Source organism: Enterococcus raffinosus, assembly GCF_001886185.1.
GTDB classification, from domain to species: domain Bacteria; phylum Bacillota; class Bacilli; order Lactobacillales; family Enterococcaceae; genus Enterococcus_A; species Enterococcus_A raffinosus.
Genome location: NZ_JXLA01000002.1, coordinates 13,372 through 35,997 on the forward strand (window position 1 = coordinate 13,372; position 22,626 = coordinate 35,997).

Genomic DNA, 22,626 nt, shown 5'->3' on the forward strand with positions numbered 1-22,626 from the left:
CTATTTTTAGCCTCGTCCGCCTTGAAAGGCAGGGTACAAGGTCATACCACCATCGACGAATAAGGTGATGCCGGTCACATAGCTTGATTCCTTCGATGCCAGCCACGCAGCGGCAGCGGCTACTTCGCTAGGGTCCCCGATACGTTGCATTGGCACCATGCTAGTAGTGGTTTCCAACTGTTCTTTGTCTTCAAATTTCTTGGCATTGATGGGTGTATTGATCGCGCCTGGTCCAATGCAATTCACGCGAATGCCTTGCTGAGCATACTCCATCGCAATCGATTCAGAGAATAATTTCACACCGCCTTTTGAAGCCGCATAGTGAGCAAAAGTTGGCCACGGAACCTTTTCGTGAACGGAGGACATATTGATGATATTGCCAGGCTTGTCTTCTTTTAGAAAATAATTAATCGCCGCTTTGCTTCCTAGAAAGACGCCGGTCAGGTTAACATCAAGCACCTTTTGCCAGTCTTCCAAGGGCAGTTCATGAGTCTCGTGGCGATTCTCCATGCCGGCATTGTTGATCCACAGATCCAGTCCGCCAAATTCCTCTAGCGCCGCATTCAATAGTTCTTCCACGCCTTCTTCCGTTCCGACATCCGCCTGAACAGCCAGCGCTTTACTGCCTTGTGCTTTGATTTCTTCGACAACTTCCTTCGCGCCTTCTTCATCCGAATGGTAATTAACCACCACATTCATTTGTTCTTTTCCAAGTCGCTCAGCGATCGCTGTTCCGATTCCTTTTGATCCACCGGTGATCACAGCAGTCTTGTTTTTTAAATCTGTATACATAATAGACTCCCTCTTAAAAAATATTTTTGTTCCTTTTACTTTACCGACTTTTTCTAGATGTCGCCAAAAATCTGCTCAAGCGGCATCTCCTTGAGAGAAAAGCGACTCATTAAAGCGCCCCCTTCAATGGATAGTAAAAATAATTAAAGAAATGAGAATAGGTAGACAGTCATAAAAAAGTTTGATTAAAAAGCGGAAACGTAGAAATGGATTTTGATAAGAAAAGGAGATATGTGTATTTGCCTACATGAAAGAGGAAATCTTGTCAGTATTATGGATGCGGCGATTTAAATGAAAAAGAACAAGGAATACAAATTTTCTTACTAAAAGACTGATATAAAAAAATACTGAAAAGAATAGACAGTCCCAGCATTTTTTACATTTTTCTATCAATTTTTTATTGTACTGTAGAATAGGCGTTAAAGCCGATCCCTTCATCTTTCCAGCCAACTTTGATTAAATGATCTCGTTCGCTTTTTAATAACGTGAAATGATGTGCGCCAGCTTTGGCATTCGGATTATACAGACGATAAACAGGTTCTCCGAGCGTTGCGGGCATAACAAGACTGATATTATCATCATGCCAACCCACTTTAATCAATTGCTCTTTCTCGTCCTGAAAAGCAGTGTAATGATGATCGCCTGCGTTCGGATTATATACGCGGTAGACATAGGCTACTTTAATCGTTGTGGTATAACCCTGACCATAAAAACCGATCCCTTCATCGTTCCAACCAAAATTCACTAATGTTGCTCTTTCATAATTACTAGGGGTAAAAAGATGTTCGCCGGAATTCGGATTATAGAGTCGGTAGATGGCGTGTCGTGGCGATGCTTCAACAGAAGTCTCAGCAGATGCTTTTGAACCGAAGCCGCCAACTCCTAACAAACAGACCCCAACCAACAGTATCATCATAAGTAGCGAGCGATTCTTTTTCTTCATTTATAACTCCTCCAGCCATTTCTTTAAATAAACGACAGTTCAACTAATTGCAATTTCCCATCTCACCGAATTTGTTCAACTACCAACGAAAATACTTTATATAAGTATATCACACTATTTTTTATGAATAGAATCAATATAACTAAAAAAGTTTATTTTGATCCAGTGATGCATAGTAAATAATATTTTCTCAAGCAGTATTTTTGGTTATTGATAAAAATCGAAAAAACTTCATAATAAGAAAATAGATTTGGTGAACAGACTGTACTATTCTAAAAGGAATAAGAAAGCCAAGGAGTGAAGTTAAAATACGTGTATTAGTGGTTGAAGACAATCGTGAATTGTCCTTATTGATAAAAGAAGGCTTAGAGCAGGAAAATATTTCAGTGGATCTGGCCTGTGACGGAGAAGCAGGGGAGAGAAGGCCTTTGTGAATGATTATGACGGGATTTTATTGGACTTAAATGACGGTTTGGCTGTTTTTTATAGAGCTTACGAGCATCTGCAGTAGAGAGCCCGATCATCATTATCACGGTCCATGACGAGATCGAAGAACGGGCGAAAATACTAGATTTTTGTGCGGATGATTATTTAGTGAAGCCCTTAGAATTATTAGAATTAAATGTGAGGCTAAGTGCAGTCGTTCTACGGCATCATGGACGTTCGTTGCCGCAAGTTAAAGTAGGAACGCTGACTGTAGATCATGTGCCGAAGAGTGGATTACCAACAAAAAGAAATCTTGTTAAAACCGAAGGAGTTCGATATTTTACTCTGTATCGCGCAGCGCTATCCAGCCATCGTTTCATCAGAGGAAATCTCTAACACGTTCTCGAAAGCAAAAAACCGGCTCTCGGATAAAAAAGGACAAGACATTGACTGCCACGAACAGTTTAGATGCTGATCCAAAAGAAAGGCTTCCATTGACGGATTTTATGAAAATGAATAAGCAGCAGGCTGAAAGATGGATCAAAGAAAACCAAGCTGAAAACCCTTCATTGATAGAAGAGTACAGTGATACAATTGAAAAAGGAAAACCTATTCGTAGTGAAATCACAAACGCCGAAGTGACACCTGAAACCTATCAACGAAAAGATCCAGCAAAGGTCTATTTTTCAAAAGGCAAACAAACCTATCAAAAAGATATCAAGGTACCAGATTTTTAACGAAAGCCACGCACTGAAGTGGAAACATGGGCAAAAAAACAATGAGATTGATATGAACTATGAAGAAACGACTTCTAATGAGATTCAAGCGGATAGTATAGTCGCGCAAAGTATCGCTAAGGACGAAAAAATTGCGAAAAAGAATAAAAAATGACTGTGACAGTCTCACTAGGGAAAGGTTTTATAGTACCTAATTTTTCAGACTATAGCCTGGAAGATGCAAGTACAGCCTTAGAAGGCCTACAGATTCAAGCTAAAGGGATCTATACAGAAAATTTCCCCTATGGTCAACTCGTTTCACAAAGTATAGAGGCAGGGAAGGTTTTAAGTGCTAAAGATGATTTAACCATTAAGGTACTCTATTCATTAGGTCGCCCTTATATGAAGGATTTACGCGGAACCATGGTGGAAGGTGGACTACAAAAATACTTTCACGATGAGTTTCAATCAAAAGGGGTGAATGTTCATTATGTCATCCGACAGGTCGATTCAGATCAGCCAAAGGGAACGGTCGTTGGGATGAGCCACTTCAGTGAATATATCCCATTGAACTTGACTGTTTCAATTGATATTAGCTTAGGTAACTTAGGTTCGGCGCCGACGAGCTTCCCTAACAATGCTGGTGGGGCAGATAATGGTGAGAATCAGGAAAAACCAAGTGAATAAAGCTGTAAAAAGATGTCTGTTTAAAACTAAAATACGCTCTATTCTGTAGATTAAATAAACAAAAAGGCAAATTTTTCCGTTATCACTATGGATAAGTTTGTTTTTTTGGGCAAAAATATAATTAATTGTGATATAATATAAATGAATTAATAAATAATAGGAGAAAAAGTCATTTATTCTATTTTTAAATGGAGGGATTGAGAATGGACGGTACAACAAGAGAACAAGACAAGATTCGTCGCATGACATTGTTAATTTCGGTCATGTTATTGTTAATAAGTGGAGTAAGCTATTTCCTTTATCAACAGTCGTATCAAACAAGGCTTCAAGTGACTGTGACTAGCAAAAGAGTGTTGCCGAATACAGTAGGCAACATGGAGACTAAAAAAAAGACAGATGAGCGTATGAGGAAAAGTGACATGAATTCAACTATTTATGATCCTTTGGAGCTAAATCAAGATCTGTATAATGAAAATCCATTTCTCTTGAATGAGGAAAACTTAAAGGCTACTTCTCCTTCAATTTTTAGATTAAGTAACCAAATTGAGCCATTACCATAATTCACTTTTAAGAGAAGGTGACTTTAGATAGCTACTCGCTATAAATAATATTAAAATCATTCACTGAATTTTCAGTGAATGATTTTTTTTGAAAAAATCTTATCAAAGTAAAAAAATCCATAATTATTTAATAATATCAAATGAAGATATAATATGGAATATTTTTGCTTAAAACCATCTATTTTGCTCTGAAAAACCAATTTTAACCTTAATAATATACTTATGAACAAAATATTTGCGTTATATAGATGAGTGCTTTACCATTTAATTATCATTAAAAGTAATTTATTTTCAACGTATTATTAATTTTTAATAAGGAGGTGTTTAAAATAATGTTGTGGCTAAAAAAAGCAAGTGGAATATTAATTATTTTTCAACTACTTTTAGGTGCGGGAGGTACTTTTGTTGCAGAGAGTGTGAATGATACTTCGCAAGAATCTCTCTATACAAAAGATCTAAATACAGAAACATCAGATTCTGAAGAAACAACACCTTCTGAAGGAATTAGCGTAGAGGAAGGACGATCCAATATGGAGACGTCATCTACTTCAAATAGTGAAGCCCCCATCAAGAAGCAGAATGTGAAAGCTTCTGATGAAAAAATAGAAGAAACTTCTACTGAAGAAACAACAAGAGAAATTTCCGAACAAAGCGTTCAAATGCAAGCATCTGGAAGTGGGACGTCTGAGACAGATCCAAGGGTAGTTTCTAATAGTAGTGAATTAAGGGCAGCGATCGAAGTAGACAAGGTCGCATTTGTTCAGCTAGAAGCTTCGGATTCTGTTTTTCAATTTGATCAAGCTGGTTCACGTATAGCAATCTCCAATAATGTAACGATTGATGGAAATGGACGTACGGCATCATATAAAGATAATACCAGGAATTTTGCTTTTGAAATTGCAGCTGCAAACCTTCACGTGAAAATAAAAAATATCTCTTTTGGGTCATCAGATTTTACGATACCCGCTTATGATTATTATGGATTCTGTCGAGGAAATGGTCATGCTAACACAACAATTGAGGTAGAAAATATTAATTACTATTCTACCGCAGCAGCACAACCATTTCATAATCGCGGAACCGATAGTAAAATTGTTTTTTCGGGCGAAAATTATTTTACTGTTCAAAAAGGGTCCTACTCACAGGAGTTTGCCGAATGTAACAATTTTGTCTTTGAAAAAAACAGTCACACGATTATCGGCCATAATACTGGGCAAGCGAACTCAATTGCTACGTCTGGAAGTGACTTTAATTTTGAACTGAAGGATGGAGCCATAGTGGATTACTCGACAACCTCAAGTAGATTTGTTGACAACTTTACTGGAAGAGGAAATGTGGTTGTTGGTAATAATGCAGAACTAAAACTTAATGGAAATGGGTCATTTTCCAGTGTATCTGAATCTGTTGATTTTGATGTGATGGAAAATGGTAGTTTAGATGTGGCATTCGCCAATAAATTAGATTTCAAAAACGATTCAACTTTTCACTTAGCAAATGATTCAACGTTGGACATGTCTGTTACCAGCGCTAACCAAATTTTTAATACATTAATTCCTGCTTCAAATTTCATAATAGATAATGCGTATCGTTTATCTTTCAATGTTTCGAGTTCAGGAAGTAAAGAGCCTGTCAACTCAGGATTTACATTCAATGAATTCAGAGGCGGTATAACAGGTTACGGATTGACGGCAAATAACTCGCCAATCAATACGACGGTTGCAACGAAAGATACGATTACTTCTAACGGAACGAATTTTACCTTGTCCAATGCTACAAGTCGAAATGATTTTACAGTGGATGAAAAAACAACCATTCGAGGAGCGAAACGCCTTGTTTTTCAACGATTACCAAATCCAACTGTAATCTCTAATGTGCATAAGGAAGTTGCTGATGACAATGCTTCCTTTAATTTGACGGACTATCTTACAAATGGAAATGAGATCTCTAAAATAGTTTACAAGTTGTATGACAGTCAACAGGATCCAGAAAATTTTGGAACTGAAATCTCTACACAAGAACTAACAAGTTCAATTACAGATTCAGTCAAATTTAATACTTTGTCTCCAGAAAAAGATTACTGGGTATATGTACAGATTGTTGCTAAATATGATACCGGAGACAGTGAATGGTTTGAAGTACCCTTCACAACAAAATCAGATATATTATCCGTTACTATACCAACTAGTATGTTTTTCAATACGGACATGGATGATAGCGGGAAACTAACTATCCATTCTCCGAGTTATATGGTGACAAACAGTAGTGCCTATCCAATAGAAGTGGCTATGAATAGCTTTAGTGAAGAGGGAGATTCTGGCATTGAATTGTTAGACAGTCCAGATTCTAATAATAATAAGGGATTATTCTTGCAATTAAATAAGAACAATCAAGTTGTCACAACATTAAAAACAGATATATCAAACTTGCCAATGGGCGAGGTACCTGTGGATGACGAATCATCCATTCGCCTTACCGGAGAATACTTCGGTCCAGCAGGAAAAGCAATCGATGTCAATTATAAAATGACATTAGACTTTAAAAAAGCGGGGACATAAAGCATGAATGAAATAGAAAAACAACCAGAAAACAAACGAAAGAAACTCCTTCTTCTTTTGCTGTTACTTTTGTTGCTAAGTGTTGGCGGTTATCTGATATATCAGCATTTTAACCAACCAGATACACCGGTTACTGTTGTCAGCGGCGAATTTTTGCCAGATGGCAAGGATGCAAAAGAAATTTCTGAAAAAGAACTTGCGAATATGGCACAGAAAAAAGTAGATGCCAACCAATTCAATATGGTGATTGCGCCTAATGCTAAGGTCAATAAAAAAGATATGAGCAGTGATTTATACATCCAAAATCCGAAGCACAACGCGAATCCAATCAATGTTGAAATACGTTTAAAAGATTCAAATGAATTGGTTTATACCTCGGGAGCAATTAAACCGGGTTATGAAGTAAAGGGTGCAACCCTAGAAAAAGAATTAGAGGAGGACGATCATCCGGCAACAGCACTTTTTAGTATTTACGATGGCAGCACCAATGAAAAACGCGGACAAGTTGCGGCCACAGTCACTTTTAAAGTGGAATAAAAGAGAGGAAGATTTATAAATGAAAAAAATAATTGGATTATTAGCTTTATCAAGTATGATGTTTTTAACAGTACCAGCGAATGCACAGGAAATTGTTGGACAAAATACAGGAGAGATCCCGGTTAACGGAACGTTAGGATTGGATAATACAGATGAAGATGCTCCAATCGTTGAAGGAGACGATGCATGGATTAACGTTACTTTGCCGACTGATACGATTTTTTACAGCACAAACACGGAACTAAACGCACCAATCACTTCGCCAGATTATACTATTAAAAACAACTCAGGGCGACCTGTAAAAATCATATTTAATCAATTAAATAGAACTGATGGGGGTGCTGATTCAGTGGACTATGACGTAAGTCTAAGAGGATTTACTGTTGAACCGAAGATTATTGATGCTGGAAATCCGTCAACTTCCCCCGTTTTGCTTGATACTTTAGCAAATAATAAAGGTAGAATAGCATCTGATGACGGAGAAAATGATCATCCTAACAAAGTAACTTATGGATATACGGGAACTGTAAACGAAGCTTTGGCAACAACTGTCAAACACAACTTTGACATGACCTTAGAATTTGAATCAGTTAATTGGTAGTCAACATCATAATTGGAGGCATGATAGATGAATTCAACGATTCCAGTAACTGGCGTGCTGAATGTTCCGATTGAATCATCTGTGCCTGAGACGAGTAATGGTCCCTCAATTTCAATACCCAAAGAGACGATTCAAGTGTCGACGAGACAACAGATGTATCCGCAAACAGGTGAACATTTAGACACAGGTTTCCTGTTTATAGGAATACTACTCCTTCTGATCGCGAGTATTCTTTTTTCTGATCAGCAGAGGAAAAAACTTAGTCAAAAATAAAGGCACACATTTCAATCATAGACTAAAGGAGCCAGCTCGTGCTGACTCCTTTTTCTTTTTATCGTAAATTTGAAAAAGCCCCAAACTTCGTCATTAATTCATCGAATCCTGGAACAGTTTCTTCGCGATTCCAGTCTCGTTGTAATTCACAAGCGAGTTGAGCAATTGAAGTTAATTGCGCACCGGCTTGTTCGACACGGCGTAAAGCAGTTTCGTGAGCGATAGGCGATGTTCCACCAACAGCGTCAACGATTGGATAGACCTCGTAGCCTTCTTTTAACGCATCTAGAGTCGGGAAGGTTAAGCAGGCTTCTGTCCATAAAGCAAGGATCAAGATTTTTTTCCGTCCGGTCGCTTTAATGGCTTCATTGTATTCTTTGTCTTCCCAAGCATTGATTGAGCTGCGGTCATAAGATGGGACATCTTCACCAACAGCTTTTTTCAAGACAGGAATCGTATCGGTATTCCAGCCTTTTTCTACATTTACAGTAGAAAGAACGATGGGAATATTGTAAAGCTTCGCCAGTTCAATGACGATCTCTGTATTACGAATCAATTCAGAACGGTTCATAGAATTGATAGAATTGATTTGTGTTGGCTGGTAATCAATCACAGTCAAAACAGTATTATCTGGCGAAAGCAATTCGTCTTCGGTTCGTTTATCATAGCTAGTCATTTTATCCACTCCCTAATTTTAATACGTTCATTGTAACGCGGAATAGAAAAAATCACGAAGATTTCGTTTTATCTGGATTCCTTCAGCATTTTGAGAAAAAGGGAAGACGCATTAGAAAAGATCTGCTTCTTTTTCCAAATCACACTGATGGTTGAGTGAAGAGCAGGTTCTAATGGAACAAAGACTAAATCGCTGTCTTTTGTATTGATGATCCCATCAATACAAAACGCAACTGCTGAACCTTCCTTAACCAAAAGTGAGGCATTATAAAGCAGGTTATAGCTGCCAACAATCTTGTAATTACTTAAATTTCCACCCAGCCATTCTGATAGTTGATTATTTACTAACGATTGGCTAGAAATGAGCAATGCCTGATCCTTTAAATCCTTTGGCGAAACAGCATTGCTTTGGGCTAACTCGTGCTGTTCGTTTACTAAAATCCCCCAGTTATCAGAAACAGGCAGGGAAAGATACTCATATTTTTGCTTTTCTACTGGGTCAATAACCAAACCGAAATCAAGTAGGCCTTTATCGATTTTATCTTTTACATCATCTGCATTGCCACTATACATATGAACATTTACGTCTGGGTAATCAGTTATTAGTTTGTTCAAAATTTTGGAGAGGACTTGGAAGGATTGTGTTTCTCCGCCGCCAATCCTGATTTCACCACCAATAATCTCGTTTTTTTGCAGATTTGTTGTAGTGGTATCGACTAAGGACAAGATTTCTTTGCCGCGATTTTGCAGATAAACACCATCTTCTGTCAGTGAGATTTCTCGATTTCCGCGAATAAATAATTGTACCCCTAGTTCTTCTTCTAAATCCTTCAACTGTTTAGATAAAGTAGGCTGAGAGAGATGTAACACCTCAGCGGCTTTACTGATTGTTCTTTCTCTGGCAACGGTTAAAAAATAATTCAATACACGTAATTCCATGATGTTCCTCCTATAACATAAAACGATAACTAGCTATTCAGTATAAGTAATATTCATTGCAAGTATAGCGAAGTATACTTAAGTCAGCAAGTAAGGGAGGACAAAAAGAATGAACAAACATGAGCTGTTAGCTAAAATCCAAGGAATAGAAATAGTACCTGGCACCGCTATTTATGATGAGATTCATGAGCTAAAGGCTAACAATGAGCAACTTGTAATGGAGATGAACGAAAAGTACCACACGCCGAATGAAGTTCGCGGATATTTAGAAAGGATCACTGGAAAAGAGATAGCAGATTCCGTCGCAATTTCGCTTCCATTTTACACCGATTATGGCAGGCACATTTCATTTGGCAGAGACATTTTTATCAATCAAAACGTCATGTTCGTTGACTTAGGTGGAATTGTGATTGAGGACCATGTATTGATCGGACCGATGTGTCGAATTATCACGGTCAATCATTTAGTTGAACCGAAAAGAAGAAGAGGGATTTCCGTTTCTTCAGTCAAAATTGAAGAAAACGCTTGGTTAGGTGCAAATGTAACGGTACTTCCGGGTGTCACCGTTGGTAAAAATTCAATCGTAGCAGCGGATTCTACGGTGACAAAGGATGTCCCAGAGAATGTTATAGTAGCAGGAACTCCGGCTAAGATAGTCAAAGAAATCAAGGAATAGGAATACAAGTTTTTTTTAAGGTTTATATAGAAGCTTTTCATTAGAAAAGGAGTAGATAGGGATGAAGCTTTTGCGAAAACTTCTTTTTATAGGGGTATTCTGCAGCTATTTTGTATTTCTTTCCGGCTGTGGAACTGCTGATTCTTCTCAGGAAATAAATGCACCCAGTAAGAATAGTAAGGGGAGTGAAACGATCCAACTAAAAATGAATGGAAACGACTACCAGATCGATTTAGAGAGAAATACAACGGCTGATGAGTTACATGAAATTCTACCAGAAGAATTTGCGATGAAGGATCTGCATCAAAATGAAAAATATTTTGACCTTCCACAAGCACTTCCCGTTCAGGCAGAAAAGGTGGGAAAGATTGAAATAGGAGATGTCTTGCTCTATGGGGACCAAACATTGGTGATCTTTTATCAAAATTTTGTAACAAGTTATTCCTACACAAGAATCGGTCGCATAAGAAAACCGGAACTTCTAGCGGAGCAATTGGGAAGTGGGGATGTAGTTGTCGAAAGAATTCAGTAAGCAGAAAGAAAACCATGAGTATGAAGAAACACGCGCAACGATCATTTTCCGATCATTGCGCGTGTTTTTTCAGAATACTTTGCTTGATTGCTGGATCAATAATATCTTCTAGTTTGAATCGCTGGTTTTCATAGCTTAAGTCAAAGATTGCGCAGTTAGGAAATGTCCGAACCAATTCATTTTCATCGCCCTCCCAAATCGTCTGAAGAAAACTGACACAGGCGCCGTTATGTGAGACTGCCAAGACATTCTGATGATCTTCCTGCGCCATGATTCGATGCAAGCCAGTTGTCATTCGTTCTTGAACCTTTGACATGGATTCGCCACCAAATTGAAGATAAAAAGAATCGAAATATTCCTGCCCCACAGGCTGTAAAAACTGCTGTTCACCTTCATAAGAACCAAAACCCATTTCCTTTAGTTCCTTCAAGCGTCGATAAGGCCTCCCGTCAGTAACTATTTCTAGCGTATCACTGGCCCGTTCCTGAGTAGAAGAGTAAAGATGATCAAAATGAATCGCTTGTTCATAAAAATAGTCTCGGGCTTGCTTAGCTTGTTGAATGCCTTTTTCAGTTAAAGGGGAATCACAGGCCCCTTGGATTTTTTTTAATCGGTTAAAAAGCGTTTCTCCGTGACGCATTAAAAATAGCTTCTTTTTCATAGCTGCCTCCCATTCATTCACTAATTTAATAGTATCAAAAGGAGAGTATAAGCGCATCATTATTTTTTCTTTCGACTTTCCCTTCTTATCCTTCGAATAAATAGTCGGCGTTAATTTTTCTATTTTCCCAACCAGCCAACGCAAAAATGATTGAAATCAATCGAACATAAATGAAGCCTGTATCTGGAATCATTTTATCGTAGGAAAGAAATTTATGGATGGGAAACGATGGTAATAGAACTGCGGATATGTATTTTCGTTAAGATTCATCAAAAGTCCCTCCAATCATAGGATACACTCCTTTTATTCTACTTTATATAAGTCATTTTATAGAGGAACGGCAAAATAGACAAATTCGAAATTCATTAAAAATTCTTTTCAGTTATCGTTTGTTTGATAAAAAAATAGTACTAACCATTTTTGTGGACAAAACAAGTCTATGGATATATAATATCGACAAAAGGAGGAGATTGTTTGAAATTATCATCGTCTTATGTCCAAGCAATAGGAATTTTAGTCATGTTGGCAGAATTGCCGGAAAATGAATCATTAAAGGCCAGTGAAATCAGCAAGCGAATGAATGTCTCCCACACGTATCTTCAAAAGATTGCATCAAAACTCAAGCATGCGGATTTAATCGAGTCCTATGCATCCAAGCAAGGTGGCTATAAGCTAAACAAACCAAAGGAGGAAATTAATTTTCTCGATATTTTTTTAGCGGTGGAGGGTGAGAATCAGTTCTTATCACAGGTAAATCTAGAGCCAATCCATGCGATGTTTATGGATAAAGAACTCATTAAAGAAAAATCAGATGTAGTTAAGAAAATACATTCGAATGCACAGGAGATATATTTTGAACAATTACGTTCGCATCGGTTAACGGAAATTTTGCCAAAAACAGCTGATGATGATTTTTTGATGATTGATTGGAAAAAAATAGTAAATGAAGAATAGGAGAGATTAACATGTCATTTAAAGATGAAATCAATAACTTGAAAGAAACCTTTCAACAAACAAAGGAACAAGGAGCTAAATTAGGAGAGAAATATAGCGAAGAAGGAAAAAAAGTCGGCGAGGAGTATGCAGAGAAAGGGAAAGCTGTAGGCAAACAATTTAAAGATCTTTCCTCTTCGATCAAAGATCGATTTAAATAAGAGTTTTTAAACAGAAGAAGTAGAACTTTTTTAGGTGGGAAACATAGGGGATGACTACCGCCAAAAAAATTTATTTGCAGATTGAGAGGATTGTTTATGTGTACTAGTTTGACATTAACCACCAAATCAAAGGAACATTTTTTAGCAAGAACCATGGATTTTGGTTTTCAGCTTGAGGGAAGGCCTGTATACATTCCGAGAAATTATACTTGGAAGCAGCAAGCAGACGCAGAACAAAAAACGATTTTTGGTTTTGTAGGTACTGGAAGAAATTTAGGAGAATATTTTTTAGCGGATGGCGTGAATGAACAAGGCCTCGCAGTTGCTGAACTCTATTTTTTGAACGAGGCGAAGTATTCTTCTGAAATAAAAAAGAACAAAATAAATTTGGCTCCTCACGAATTTATTATGTGGTTGCTAGGAAGTATCACGGATATTTCTGAACTAAGAGAAAAAATTGCTTCGATAAATTTAGTAGATGAAGCGGTTCCTGTACTAGGCTTTGTTCCACCCCTTCATTTTATCGTTACAGATAAGACGGGTGAAACGGTGGTCATCGAATCAGATAGCGGTGAATTGGTAATAAAAGAAAATCCAGTTGGTGTCATGACCAACAGTCCAGAATTCGGATGGCACTTAAAAAATTTAAACAATTATCTGAGTCTTCAGCCAAACAATTTTCCAACAAAAAAAATTGATGCCTTCGAAGTGGCCCCCTTTGGGCAAGGTTCTGGAACATATGGGTTGCCTGGTGGTTATACTTCACCTGAACGATTTGTTCGAACAGCTTATCTCCGTTCGTTGACAGATTCAGGAAGTACCTTAGACGAGGCGCTAAATGCAATCACCAAGATTTTAGATAACGTAACCATTCCTAAAGGTGTAAACATTAAAAATGATGGTTCAGTGGATTACACACAATATCGCTCCATTTTCGATGTTACTGAGGGAACCTATTACTTTAATCCTTACGAAAATCAAGAAGTTTTTAAGCTTACTCTGAATGAGGAACTGTTAAGCAAAAAAGAACCAGTAGAATTTGAGTATAGCGAAGCATTTAAAACAACTAATCTAAACTAAAAAACAATCTATTTGGAAATCCCTCTTCCAAATAGATTGTTTTTTTGATCTCAAGCTTTAGTTTAAAATTTATTTGCTAACTAATTTTCTTTAAGAAGTAACTAGAAAAACCAATGAGTGAAGTACCTAATACAATCCAGATAGCACTACTCTTTTTATCATTTGTTTGCGGGTAACGTTTCTTTGTTTCTGCTTTTGCGATTACTTGTTTCTTTGTGGACTCTGTTGTTGTAATTGCTGGTACACTAGAGCTAGTCGACTCAGAAGACGCAGGTTGTGAGTTGCTAGGTTCGGTACTGCTAGGTGTAGTCTTTTTGTACGTATTGGTTAAGATAAAGTGATTATTTTCTTGGCTGGTAGACAACTCGAAGTCAGCTGGGATATTCACCTCATTGATACTATAGCTGATTGTGTCACCGGCATTATTGTACAAGGGAAGGTCATTATTCACTCCGAGTGCAGAGACAGTTGTAATTGTTGTTTTAAAGTTCTTTTCCTTTTTCAGAGCCATGGTATCTGAAGTAGTCCAAGCAGTAGAGGTCACTAAAGGTGTACGACTCACTTGATAATCGATTTTTTCTGGAATCAAGGATTCTGGTGTGTTTTTCCATTTCTTTTCTAATTCCAGTGATACTTTTGGTGCTTTAATAGATGGAATTGGAAAATCTAAAAGGGTCCCATCGCTATTTGGATCTAAAGTAGTCCGTTGATTACACAAATACCAAAAGTCGCCTTTAAAGTCGTTGGCTTCAGTGTTTAAACGGATCTGATAAGTCAATGTAACGCGATCATTTTCTCCAAGAGATAAATTGGAAAGGGTGATGACTTGATTTTGTTCAGTCACACTTGGAAGATTTGTTTGTTGTTCCAATGCAATCCAAGTTCCGCTGGCATCTCTTCTCCATGTAGTTAGAGTATAGTTTTCTGGTAAGAAGTTACCGCTTCCTTGCAATAAGATATCTTTCCCCATAGGGTCTATGACAGTTCCGTTAGGGATTGTTTTTGTCACGGAAAGAATATCCTTCAAAGCTTCGCCTAAATCAACAAGATTTTCATCAATAGAGCGGTAATGACTGTCCTTATCTGCAATATTTCTTGCGATGTATTCTCCTCTTGCTGTGGGTGCTGTGCCAATTGAGTAAGAGATGATGTTACTTCTTTTTAATGCTACGATTGTTCCCAACGTTGCGTCAGTAACGACTGCTTTATCAACAAGCGTGCCATTGGTATCTGAAATGTTATCACTTGTATTGAACTTATCAGAGCTGGTTTGGAAATCTGTATAATAAGAATCTGTATGCCAATCTTTGAAAGCTGTGATCTCACCATTGTTTGTATGAAGAGTTGCATTTTCAGTTGGTAGATAGCTGCGGTTTGCACTTCCGTCTCCAATGTGGATCAACATTTTTTCAGCTTCTGCTCGACTATGATTTACAAAAAGGTCTTGGGCAGCGTATAACCCTTTTTGAATGAAGGTTCCAGTATGGCTTTCCGCCGTATTAGTCAAAAAATTTTCTAGCTGGGACATATCATTTGTGAATCCATTCGTGCTATAGACGTTTCGATTATAGGCGACAATACCGATTTTTACTACGCCATTGGAAAAGGAGCTGCCTAACTCGTTGCCGAATTCTTGAAGCCCTTTTAAGGCATTGGTCAACTTTTCTCCTTTCATCGAAGAAGAGTAGTCGATAACCAGAACAATATCTATTGGTGAATGAGAGATTTGATTTCCCTTGATGTCTAATGTTACATCAAAAAGCCCTTGTTTTTGCGGATTAGCCTTAACGGTTTTCTTCACATAAGCTTGGTCATCATAGTTGACAAAGCCTTCATTATCAATAGGAATCTCTTGCGTTCCTTGATATCCATAATTGTAGGTATCGCCATTTGCAACTCCGTTAGTTATATAATCTCCTATTTGTGTCGATTCGTATTGAAATTTGTTTTCAACGGCCCTTACTTTCTCGGAATTGGCGATGAAAAAAATGAATAGTACTGAGAGTAATCCCCCGAAAACAATAAAATATTTATTTTTCATAATATCCTCCAATGATATTTATAATAGCTAAAGTATAGCATCGTTAAAGTTATAAATCATGTATTATACTCTGCAGACAAGAATTTATAATAATAAAACAGAGGTAAAAATAATATTATTTAAATTTGAAAAATTATTTATTTTATATATGGTGAAGTACTTTAATTCTTCATTTTCTAAAAAATTTGATTTTTACCAAGTACTCTGCCTCGAATTTTCTCATACGAATTCCTTATACTTAACAAAAGAAAAATTCTAAAAATTTTTTTTGGAAAAACCGCCCAGCAAAAATTTTGCTGGGCGGTTTATATTTATCAACTATAAAACAGTTTAAAATCAATATCCTGTTCGTGATTTCCAAATTTTTTTCCGTAGATCGTACAACCACCGACATTTTTTGCATCGGATTTGACCTCGATCCTTAATGTCCATAGCTGTGTTTCGTTTGAGTTGAAATCAGTAATTCTTGTAGGCGATAGAGGTTCGCCCTCCATATAGGTTCCATGATCCATGATTCGAATAGTTTTTAATAGTCCATATTGGTTCAAGTTGTCAGGATACCATGCCGGATTATTTTTTCCACGAATATCTGAGAAATCACCAGGAGAAGTCCAGGTTCCTAAGTTTTTTCCATTCAATGAAAAAGAAATGTCAGAAGGCCAATTATTATTTGAAAAAGGAAACTCTGAAGCAATTTCCATAGAAATCTCCAGCATTTCAAGTTTTTGCTCTTTCTCTAATAGGTTCGGAATTTGATATTCGATGTAGCCTTGGGTGAACCAAAGTATCTGTGCGTTCATTCGCAAAGGATCCATAAAATATTTTGGATGATCATTAATTCCGATGAAATCGTCAGACGTCGCTAATCCGCAAGGCGGAACAATGGAGAAGTTGGTGTATTGACCAATCGGAATAGAAGTATCCAAGGTATTGTAGGCAGTATAAATTTTTTTAGGAAAATTCACGGTAATCGAGTCAACCTTTAAGCTGGAAACTTTTGAACGACCAAGTCGATCTGTGGTAATTAGCCCAGCTGTTTCTAATTTTTTTACATGCATGGTAACAATTGCACTACTGAGTCCTAGTTCTGAGGCGAGTTCTTTCACGCTCATTTTCTTTTTGGAAAGTAATTGAATGATTGTTAGCCGTACAGAGCTGGCCAATGCTTCGTATACTGGGAGAGAGTCTTGAGAAATATCTAGCTGCATAAAAATCTCCTTTGGATTAATGATTACCTTAATTATACTATGGATAAGAGAAAAATCAACGGTTTAATGTTAATTAAAATGTTAATCTATTGTGTTTTTGTGGTTAAAGATTAATAAATTTATGTTTGACATAGCGATAATATTGATTTATGATGAAAAAGTAAAAGAAAAGCGCTTTCTATTTATTTTTTGGATTAATGTAAATGTTAAGGGAGATTATTATGGTAAACAATCAAAAAAAGCATTTTTGGAGTTTTGCTGGAAGTCACTTTGCGTATTTCTTCTCTTGGGCAGTTGTCTATGGCTACTTAACCTTATGGTTGGAGCAGGTTGCCGGATTAGGCGGGACAGCAGCAGGCTTACTGTTTTCGGTAATGGCAGGTATTTCGTTGATTTTTCAACCAATTTTTGGAATCGCTTCCGATCGATTGAAGTTCAAGAAGACATTGTTAGCAGCTATCTCTGCTAGTGCTATATTTATAGGACCTTTCTTTCAGTGGCTTATGCTGCCGTTATTGGGAATTAATTTATATTTGGCGGTTTTAGTTGCGGGACTATATTTAAGTTTTGTTTTAAATGGCGGTGTCGGAGTCATTGAACAGTACATCGAGCGTGCGAGCTGGGTCAACAATTTTGAGTATGGTCATTCACGTATGGGTGGTTCGCTAGCAGGAATCGTCGCTACTTTAGTTGCAGGGAGATTATTCGTTTGGAATCCTACAGCGATTTTCTGGGCCTGCTCCATCGCGGGAACAATTTTGACTATTTTAGTTCTCTTCTTTGATAAGGTAGATGTTGATGAAGGGGATCTTGAACTTTCAACTGACGAAGAAGAGTCAAAGTTAGATCGAAAAACAATTTTCTCGATTTTTAAACTGAAAAATTTCTGGGCACTGGCACTTTTTTATATTGGTGCTGCCGCTATCTATGATGTATTTGATCAGCAGTTCATTGTTTACTTCAAGAGCTTTTTTGAGAATGGAAATGATGGCACCATTATCTACAGCTACATGGCTTCAGCGCAAGTAGGTTTGGAATTATTGTTGATGATTCCGATGCCTTATATCATTAATAAGATTGGCGCGAAGCGAGGATTAATCATTTTCGGCTTTATTACCTTTATACGTATATTTGGCAGCGCTCTCTCTCCAAGCTATCCATTCTTGATCTTTTTCCGGGTGCTGGCCGGATTAGAAATGCCATTGCTGCTTGTATCCATCATGAAGTATATCTCACATACGTTTGATCGGAAATTATACGCGACAATCTATATGCTGGGCTCAAACTTCGCCAAGCAGGTTTCTGTTTTTATTTTTTCTACGATTTCTGGTAGCTTGTATGATGGTATCGGATTTCATAAAACCTATTTGTTGTTAGCAGGGTTAGTCCTGATTATTACGATTATTAGTATCTTTACCTTAGAAAACGACCAAAAAAATGAACACACACTTACTTCTGCCGAAGATGCAGTTGAAGTGAGGTAATGGAGGAAATTCATATGCAAAAACACTACAATAACCCAATTGTCTTAGAACGAGCAGATCCTTGGGTATACAAACACCAGGATGGCTGGTATTACTTTATGGGCTCTGTACCTGGTTACCAAACACTGGAATTACGAAGAGCAAAATCACTGAATGAATTAGGAGAGGCAGAAGCAGTAACAATTTGGCATGCACATAAAACAGGAAATATGAGCCAATTAATTTGGGCGCCAGAAATTCATTTCATTCAAGGGAAATGGTACATCTACTTTGCTGCTAGCGATCATGCTGAAATTCGTGATCAGCACCATCACCATCGGATGTTCGTATTAGAAAATGAATACGCGGATCCGTTCGAGGGAGAATGGGTGGAAAAAGGGCAAGTTGTGACACAATTTGAGAGTTTCAGTTTAGATGCGACTACTTTTGAACATCAAGGGAAGCTTTATTATGTATGGGCACAGCTAGATCCTCGAATTCCTGGAAACTCGAATCTATACATTTCTGAAATGGAAAATCCATGGACGCTAAAAGGAAAACAAACGTTGTTGACGATTCCTGAATATGATTGGGAAAAAATTGGTTTTTGGGTCAATGAGGGTCCTGCGGTTATTCAACGTAACGGTAAAATCTTTATTACCTATTCTGGTAGTGCAACAGATGAAAACTATGCGATGGGATTGCTTTGGGCAGATGAAACGAGTGATCTATTGGACGGCTATTCTTGGCATAAGAGCCTGCAGCCAGTTTTTGTTTCTTCTGAAAAGAATCATCAATATGGTCCGGGACATAACTCCTTTACTAAGAGTGAGGATGATTCAGAGGATGTGCTGATCTTCCACGCTCGACCTGAGAAAAATAAAAAAGGGGATCCATTAGATAACCCTAATCGTCACGCGAACGCCCAAGCTTTTTCTTGGGACGAAGCTGGCTTCCCGCAATTTGGAGAGCCGGCTGCTTATAGAGAAAAAGAAACAGTCCGATAGTTAAAGATATAAGTTCGAATTAGACTTGGCCATTCGCCAGGTCTTTTTTGATAAAAAAGAGAACAATGGTTTTTCTTTTGTAACATAACTCCGTATATCAATCGATAGTTAACTAATGCTTATTACTAAAGACACTTCCTCATATCTTTATGTATCACGATTTCTAACCCTCCACCATAACACCACCCTTTAAAGCTTTGCTAAGATTAGGAAGAAAGGGGAGATTGGATGGATACAACGACAGAGGAACGCTACCTAACAGAGGTAACTTTGAAGCTAAAAAGCAAAATTTCTGAAGTTGAAGTAACCTTGGATAAGAATGAAGCGAATTATAAAGAGCTGAAGCATTATACAATTGACTATAAAAATGAATTGGATAAGTACGAAGTGTACAATCATCACCAAAATTTGAATTTTATCGATAGTCGAAGTGTTTTGGAAGCCAACATCCTTAAAAAATTAAACTATCAGAAGCAAACGCCTTATTTTAGTAAGATTTCCTTTCAATTCGATGAAGAGGAGGAATCGGAGGACTTTTATATTGGACGTTATGGCTTTGCGGATCGTTATGGGGAGCAGCTGATCTATGATTGGCGAGCACCAATTTCTTCTCTGTATTACGATTTTTCTCTTGGCGAGGCTTTTTATGAATCTCACAATCGAAAATTTTATGGGAAGTTGCAGTTAAAGCGTCAATTTGAAATCAAAAACGGAACGATTAATTTTATCGTAGACACTAACGATGCGATTAACGATGAACTCCTCCTGCGAGAACTTGGGAAAAGCACATCAAATGAAATGAAAACCATCATTCATACGATACAAAAAGAACAGAATGAGGCAATTAGAGATACAAAGACAAAAAATCTGATTATTCAAGGTGCCGCTGGTTCAGGAAAGACCTCGATCGCGCTTCACCGCATGGCTTATTTGCTGTATCAAAAGAAAGAAGAATTATCCGCTTCAGATATTTTGATCCTTTCACCAAACCAAGTATTTGCGGATTACATTTCCACAGTGTTGCCGGAGTTAGGTGAAGATGAACTGCCTCAAGTTGACATAGTCAGTCTCGGGTCAATGTTCATCGAAGAAAAGTATCAAGTTACTGATCGCCAAGACGAATTGAAAGAAGTCATGGAGAATCCGCACTCAGATCAAGCACAGGTATATCGCTACAAGCAGTCCAAAGAATTTTGGGAGGTGTTTTTGAATCACTATGAACAAATGAAAGCCAAGCTTTATTCAGCAGACATCGCTATTGAAGGTCAACTGATTTCCACAAAGGACATTAAAAAGTATGTCACACAGCAGACCCGAAAAAGCTTATTTGAAATCATTCAAGAAATTTCTTATTTGCTTAGCAAACGTGTCTCAGAACACCGACGTGAAGCTTTTTTAAAGGAGATAATGAAGCAGTTCAAAAAAAGAATCAACGCCATAGGCAGTTTGTCAGACTATTATCGCTTTTTATCAGCGATGAACATACCTTATTATATAGAAGAAAAAAATTTGATTGCTTACTCTGATTTGTACCCTTATTTATATTTTAAGAACATGATCGAGGGAATCAGACCAAACAATCAGATTAAGCATTTAGTGATCGATGAAATGCAGGATTATTCGTTGCTGCAACTATCCTTGATTGAGCAATTGTTTCCTTGTCAAAAAACTATTTGCGGAGATGTTCATCAATCCCTTGTTTCCTATGAAGCCGATTTTCTTTCAACGATCCAAGCGGTCCTTCCAAATGCACGACTGGTAAAGTTTTTGACCAGTTATCGTTCTAGTTTCGAAATTATGACGTTTGCTAAACAATTTATCACTGAGAAGGAATTGATTCAACCCATAGAACGATATGGAAAAGAAGTAGAGGTTCAGCCCTATACCAAAGAAAAAATGGCTAAAAAAATTGTAGAATTTAATGAAAGCGACCATAGCTCTTGTGGTATAATTTGTCAGAATTGGCAGGAAGCTGCAACGATCGAAGCGGATTTCCCGGAGGAAAACATGGTTCGTTTTGAGAAAGACACGAAGAAAATCTCTGAAGGAATTATTCTGACAACACCTCAATTCGCCAAGGGGTTAGAGTTTGATCAGGTGATCTTACCAGATATTCGTTCCGACCAGCTAGGAAAAAAAAGTAATAAGTTATACACTAGCTGTTCTCGTGCGTTGCATGAATTGACCCTTTTCATTAAAGAGTGAGGAAAGCAAAATGAAAACATATAAAACGTCTGAAGTTGCTAAGATAGTCGGCCTGCACCCGAATACGATTCGACGCTATGAGGAGTGGGAACTCATACCCATTCCTCCAAGAGCCGAAAATGGGTATCGCGTTTTTACGGACTATCACATTGAGACAATAAAAATTGCCCAGATCGCTTTTCAAATCGAAGTATTGCAGTCAGGTTTACGAATGACTATGGTGGAGATGGTTAAGGCGGTGGCGCGGTATGATTTTGAAAAAGCGCAGTCACTGTTGGAGGATTATCTGGCTTCGGTGGATCAAGAAATTACTCGAGCAAACGAAGTGATTGTAGTGGTGGAGGAGCTTCTTGCTGGGAAAACAGAGGAGCCGGCTCTTTTTCTTACTAGGAGCGAGGCAGCAGAGTATTTGGAGGTTACCTCCGAATCTCTGAGAAATTGGGAACGAAATGGACTGCTGGCAATCAAAAGAAGGAAGAATAATTATCGCACCTACGATACAGAGGATATCAAGCGACTAAAAATTATTCGTACGTTACGATCAGCCAAGTATTCTCTGGCAGCTATTTTGCGCATGTTGAACGCAATTGACCAAGAAAAGCAGGATATCAAATCTTTACTCAACCCGGTCGATCCCGATGAGAGTATTCTTACTGCTTGTGACAATTTAATCGATTCACTGGAAAAGGCGAAGTCTAATGCCTGTGAATTGAAAGAACTAGTTAAGAAATTACAGCAGCGCTTTTTTAAAAATAACTAAAAAAGCGTTTGCATCAATTGGATTTGTAGTGCTATACTTTTATAGAAATAAATACAAATGGATAGTGATTGCCAAAAGCAAGCTAAACCTATTGATAAATTAAGCGTGATGAGCGCTTTATTTGTTGATGGGTTT

24 protein-coding genes are annotated in these 22,626 nt (G+C 37.7%); 17 read left to right on the forward strand and 7 right to left on the reverse strand.

From position 1 onward, the window contains the following. Window positions 1–6 precede the first annotated feature (6 nt). Both RV13_RS01005 and RV13_RS01010 read right to left on the reverse strand, forming a co-directional pair. On the reverse strand, window positions 7–792 hold the full coding sequence (locus RV13_RS01005) for a glucose-1-dehydrogenase (RefSeq protein WP_010743383.1): 786 nt from the start codon (window positions 790–792) through the stop codon (window positions 7–9). Window positions 793–1,189: 397 nt separating this feature from the next. Then, window positions 1,190–1,708, reverse strand: a complete 519-nt coding sequence (locus RV13_RS01010; protein ID WP_231371753.1) for a hypothetical protein — start codon at window positions 1,706–1,708, stop codon at window positions 1,190–1,192. A gap of 621 nt (window positions 1,709–2,329) precedes the next feature. On the opposite strand from RV13_RS01010, the gene RV13_RS21225 reads away from it, so the two are divergent. The 8 genes from RV13_RS21225 to RV13_RS01045 all read left to right on the forward strand — a co-directional run bounded on the left by RV13_RS21225 (window position 2,330) and on the right by RV13_RS01045 (window position 8,090). After that, window positions 2,330–2,557 (forward strand): hypothetical protein, encoded by a 228-nt coding sequence (locus tag RV13_RS21225; protein WP_010743385.1) that lies wholly within the window; start codon window positions 2,330–2,332, stop codon window positions 2,555–2,557. Window positions 2,558–2,607: 50 nt separating this feature from the next. Next, window positions 2,608–2,898 carry a hypothetical protein gene (locus tag RV13_RS21230; RefSeq protein WP_010743386.1) on the forward strand — a complete coding sequence of 97 codons (291 nt, stop codon included), beginning with the start codon at window positions 2,608–2,610 and terminating at the stop codon, window positions 2,896–2,898. A 150-nt stretch (window positions 2,899–3,048) separates the two neighbouring features. Next, complete coding sequence (locus tag RV13_RS21235; protein ID WP_010743388.1) at window positions 3,049–3,564, forward strand: PASTA domain-containing protein; 516 nt, start codon at window positions 3,049–3,051, stop codon at window positions 3,562–3,564. Between the two features lie 203 nt (window positions 3,565–3,767). Then, window positions 3,768–4,124, forward strand: coding sequence for a hypothetical protein (locus tag RV13_RS01025; RefSeq protein WP_010743389.1), 357 nt, complete (start codon window positions 3,768–3,770; stop codon window positions 4,122–4,124). Between the two features lie 332 nt (window positions 4,125–4,456). Continuing rightward, on the forward strand, window positions 4,457–6,679 hold the full coding sequence (locus RV13_RS01030) for a hypothetical protein (RefSeq protein WP_010743390.1): 2,223 nt from the start codon (window positions 4,457–4,459) through the stop codon (window positions 6,677–6,679). Window positions 6,680–6,682: 3 nt separating this feature from the next. After that, window positions 6,683–7,216: a hypothetical protein gene (locus tag RV13_RS01035; protein ID WP_010743391.1), complete on the forward strand. Its 534-nt coding sequence runs from the start codon at window positions 6,683–6,685 to the stop codon at window positions 7,214–7,216. Window positions 7,217–7,235: 19 nt separating this feature from the next. After that, on the forward strand, window positions 7,236–7,817 hold the full coding sequence (locus RV13_RS01040) for a PDDEXK family nuclease (RefSeq protein WP_010743392.1): 582 nt from the start codon (window positions 7,236–7,238) through the stop codon (window positions 7,815–7,817). A 27-nt stretch (window positions 7,818–7,844) separates the two neighbouring features. Further along, window positions 7,845–8,090: an LPXTG cell wall anchor domain-containing protein gene (locus RV13_RS01045; RefSeq protein WP_010743393.1), complete on the forward strand. Its 246-nt coding sequence runs from the start codon at window positions 7,845–7,847 to the stop codon at window positions 8,088–8,090. Between the two features lie 58 nt (window positions 8,091–8,148). On the opposite strand, the gene RV13_RS01050 is transcribed toward RV13_RS01045, so the two are convergent. Together RV13_RS01050 and RV13_RS01055 are read right to left on the reverse strand one after the other, a co-directional pair. Beyond that, the gene (locus tag RV13_RS01050) at window positions 8,149–8,766 is read right to left on the reverse strand and encodes a hydrolase (RefSeq protein WP_010743394.1); all 618 of its coding nucleotides are present in this window, start codon (window positions 8,764–8,766) and stop codon (window positions 8,149–8,151) included. A gap of 68 nt (window positions 8,767–8,834) precedes the next feature. After that, complete coding sequence (locus RV13_RS01055; protein WP_010743395.1) at window positions 8,835–9,704, reverse strand: LysR family transcriptional regulator; 870 nt, start codon at window positions 9,702–9,704, stop codon at window positions 8,835–8,837. Between the two features lie 109 nt (window positions 9,705–9,813). Here RV13_RS01055 and RV13_RS01060 point away from each other — a divergent pair, with 109 nt between their 5' ends. Together RV13_RS01060 and RV13_RS01065 are read left to right on the forward strand one after the other, a co-directional pair. Continuing rightward, the gene (locus tag RV13_RS01060) at window positions 9,814–10,380 is read left to right on the forward strand and encodes a DapH/DapD/GlmU-related protein (RefSeq protein ID WP_010743396.1); all 567 of its coding nucleotides are present in this window, start codon (window positions 9,814–9,816) and stop codon (window positions 10,378–10,380) included. 61 nt (window positions 10,381–10,441) lie between these two features. Further along, complete coding sequence (locus tag RV13_RS01065) at window positions 10,442–10,912, forward strand: cyclophilin-like fold protein (RefSeq protein ID WP_010743397.1); 471 nt, start codon at window positions 10,442–10,444, stop codon at window positions 10,910–10,912. 52 nt (window positions 10,913–10,964) lie between these two features. Here the strand turns inward: RV13_RS01065 and RV13_RS01070 are convergent, their stop codons facing one another. After that, window positions 10,965–11,573 (reverse strand): histidine phosphatase family protein, encoded by a 609-nt coding sequence (locus RV13_RS01070; protein WP_010743398.1) that lies wholly within the window; start codon window positions 11,571–11,573, stop codon window positions 10,965–10,967. A 474-nt stretch (window positions 11,574–12,047) separates the two neighbouring features. On the opposite strand from RV13_RS01070, the gene RV13_RS01075 reads away from it, so the two are divergent. The 3 genes from RV13_RS01075 (at window position 12,048) to RV13_RS01085 (ending at window position 13,807) form a co-directional block, all read left to right on the forward strand. Next, a complete protein-coding gene (locus RV13_RS01075) occupies window positions 12,048–12,527 on the forward strand; it encodes an Rrf2 family transcriptional regulator (RefSeq protein ID WP_174520498.1) in 480 nt (159 codons plus the stop codon). 11 nt (window positions 12,528–12,538) lie between these two features. Next, complete coding sequence (locus RV13_RS01080; RefSeq protein WP_010743400.1) at window positions 12,539–12,727, forward strand: hypothetical protein; 189 nt, start codon at window positions 12,539–12,541, stop codon at window positions 12,725–12,727. 96 nt (window positions 12,728–12,823) lie between these two features. Continuing rightward, window positions 12,824–13,807: a choloylglycine hydrolase family protein gene (locus tag RV13_RS01085; RefSeq protein ID WP_010743401.1), complete on the forward strand. Its 984-nt coding sequence runs from the start codon at window positions 12,824–12,826 to the stop codon at window positions 13,805–13,807. Between the two features lie 76 nt (window positions 13,808–13,883). On the opposite strand, the gene RV13_RS01090 is transcribed toward RV13_RS01085, so the two are convergent. Continuing rightward, window positions 13,884–15,848 carry a VWA domain-containing protein gene (locus RV13_RS01090; protein WP_010743402.1) on the reverse strand — a complete coding sequence of 655 codons (1,965 nt, stop codon included), beginning with the start codon at window positions 15,846–15,848 and terminating at the stop codon, window positions 13,884–13,886. A 314-nt stretch (window positions 15,849–16,162) separates the two neighbouring features. Continuing rightward, window positions 16,163–17,056 (reverse strand): ArsR/SmtB family transcription factor, encoded by an 894-nt coding sequence (locus tag RV13_RS01095; RefSeq protein ID WP_010743403.1) that lies wholly within the window; start codon window positions 17,054–17,056, stop codon window positions 16,163–16,165. 221 nt (window positions 17,057–17,277) lie between these two features. Between RV13_RS01095 and RV13_RS01100 the strand changes: the two genes are divergently transcribed. The 4 genes from RV13_RS01100 (at window position 17,278) to RV13_RS01115 (ending at window position 22,491) form a co-directional block, all read left to right on the forward strand. Next, window positions 17,278–18,540 (forward strand): oligosaccharide MFS transporter, encoded by a 1,263-nt coding sequence (locus RV13_RS01100; RefSeq protein ID WP_010743404.1) that lies wholly within the window; start codon window positions 17,278–17,280, stop codon window positions 18,538–18,540. Window positions 18,541–18,554: 14 nt separating this feature from the next. Beyond that, entirely contained in the window at window positions 18,555–19,526 is a 972-nt protein-coding gene (locus RV13_RS01105) for a glycoside hydrolase family 43 protein (RefSeq protein ID WP_010743405.1), read from the forward strand. 228 nt (window positions 19,527–19,754) lie between these two features. After that, a complete protein-coding gene (locus RV13_RS01110) occupies window positions 19,755–21,731 on the forward strand; it encodes a HelD family protein (RefSeq protein ID WP_010743406.1) in 1,977 nt (658 codons plus the stop codon). A 10-nt stretch (window positions 21,732–21,741) separates the two neighbouring features. Further along, complete coding sequence (locus RV13_RS01115; RefSeq protein WP_010743407.1) at window positions 21,742–22,491, forward strand: MerR family transcriptional regulator; 750 nt, start codon at window positions 21,742–21,744, stop codon at window positions 22,489–22,491. Window positions 22,492–22,626: the final 135 nt, after the last annotated feature.

Bases quoted from the DNA above. Each gene is read 5' to 3' on its own strand.
- RV13_RS01005 (WP_010743383.1), bottom strand. From the start codon at position 792: ATGTATACAGATTTAAAAAACAAGACTGCTGTGATCACCGGTGGATCA.
- RV13_RS01010 (WP_231371753.1), bottom strand. From the start codon at position 1,708: ATGATGATACTGTTGGTTGGGGTCTGTTTGTTAGGAGTTGGCGGCTTC.
- RV13_RS21235 (WP_010743388.1), top strand. From the start codon at position 3,049: ATGACTGTGACAGTCTCACTAGGGAAAGGTTTTATAGTACCTAATTTT.
- RV13_RS01025 (WP_010743389.1), top strand. From the start codon at position 3,768: ATGGACGGTACAACAAGAGAACAAGACAAGATTCGTCGCATGACATTG.
- RV13_RS01030 (WP_010743390.1), top strand. From the start codon at position 4,457: ATGTTGTGGCTAAAAAAAGCAAGTGGAATATTAATTATTTTTCAACTA.
- RV13_RS01035 (WP_010743391.1), top strand. From the start codon at position 6,683: ATGAATGAAATAGAAAAACAACCAGAAAACAAACGAAAGAAACTCCTT.
- RV13_RS01040 (WP_010743392.1), top strand. From the start codon at position 7,236: ATGAAAAAAATAATTGGATTATTAGCTTTATCAAGTATGATGTTTTTA.
- RV13_RS01045 (WP_010743393.1), top strand. From the start codon at position 7,845: ATGAATTCAACGATTCCAGTAACTGGCGTGCTGAATGTTCCGATTGAA.
- RV13_RS01050 (WP_010743394.1), bottom strand. From the start codon at position 8,766: ATGACTAGCTATGATAAACGAACCGAAGACGAATTGCTTTCGCCAGAT.
- RV13_RS01055 (WP_010743395.1), bottom strand. From the start codon at position 9,704: ATGGAATTACGTGTATTGAATTATTTTTTAACCGTTGCCAGAGAAAGA.
- RV13_RS01060 (WP_010743396.1), top strand. From the start codon at position 9,814: ATGAACAAACATGAGCTGTTAGCTAAAATCCAAGGAATAGAAATAGTA.
- RV13_RS01065 (WP_010743397.1), top strand. From the start codon at position 10,442: ATGAAGCTTTTGCGAAAACTTCTTTTTATAGGGGTATTCTGCAGCTAT.
- RV13_RS01070 (WP_010743398.1), bottom strand. From the start codon at position 11,573: ATGAAAAAGAAGCTATTTTTAATGCGTCACGGAGAAACGCTTTTTAAC.
- RV13_RS01080 (WP_010743400.1), top strand. From the start codon at position 12,539: ATGTCATTTAAAGATGAAATCAATAACTTGAAAGAAACCTTTCAACAA.
- RV13_RS01085 (WP_010743401.1), top strand. From the start codon at position 12,824: ATGTGTACTAGTTTGACATTAACCACCAAATCAAAGGAACATTTTTTA.
- RV13_RS01090 (WP_010743402.1), bottom strand. From the start codon at position 15,848: ATGAAAAATAAATATTTTATTGTTTTCGGGGGATTACTCTCAGTACTA.
- RV13_RS01095 (WP_010743403.1), bottom strand. From the start codon at position 17,056: ATGCAGCTAGATATTTCTCAAGACTCTCTCCCAGTATACGAAGCATTG.
- RV13_RS01100 (WP_010743404.1), top strand. From the start codon at position 17,278: ATGGTAAACAATCAAAAAAAGCATTTTTGGAGTTTTGCTGGAAGTCAC.
- RV13_RS01105 (WP_010743405.1), top strand. From the start codon at position 18,555: ATGCAAAAACACTACAATAACCCAATTGTCTTAGAACGAGCAGATCCT.
- RV13_RS01110 (WP_010743406.1), top strand. From the start codon at position 19,755: ATGGATACAACGACAGAGGAACGCTACCTAACAGAGGTAACTTTGAAG.
- RV13_RS01115 (WP_010743407.1), top strand. From the start codon at position 21,742: ATGAAAACATATAAAACGTCTGAAGTTGCTAAGATAGTCGGCCTGCAC.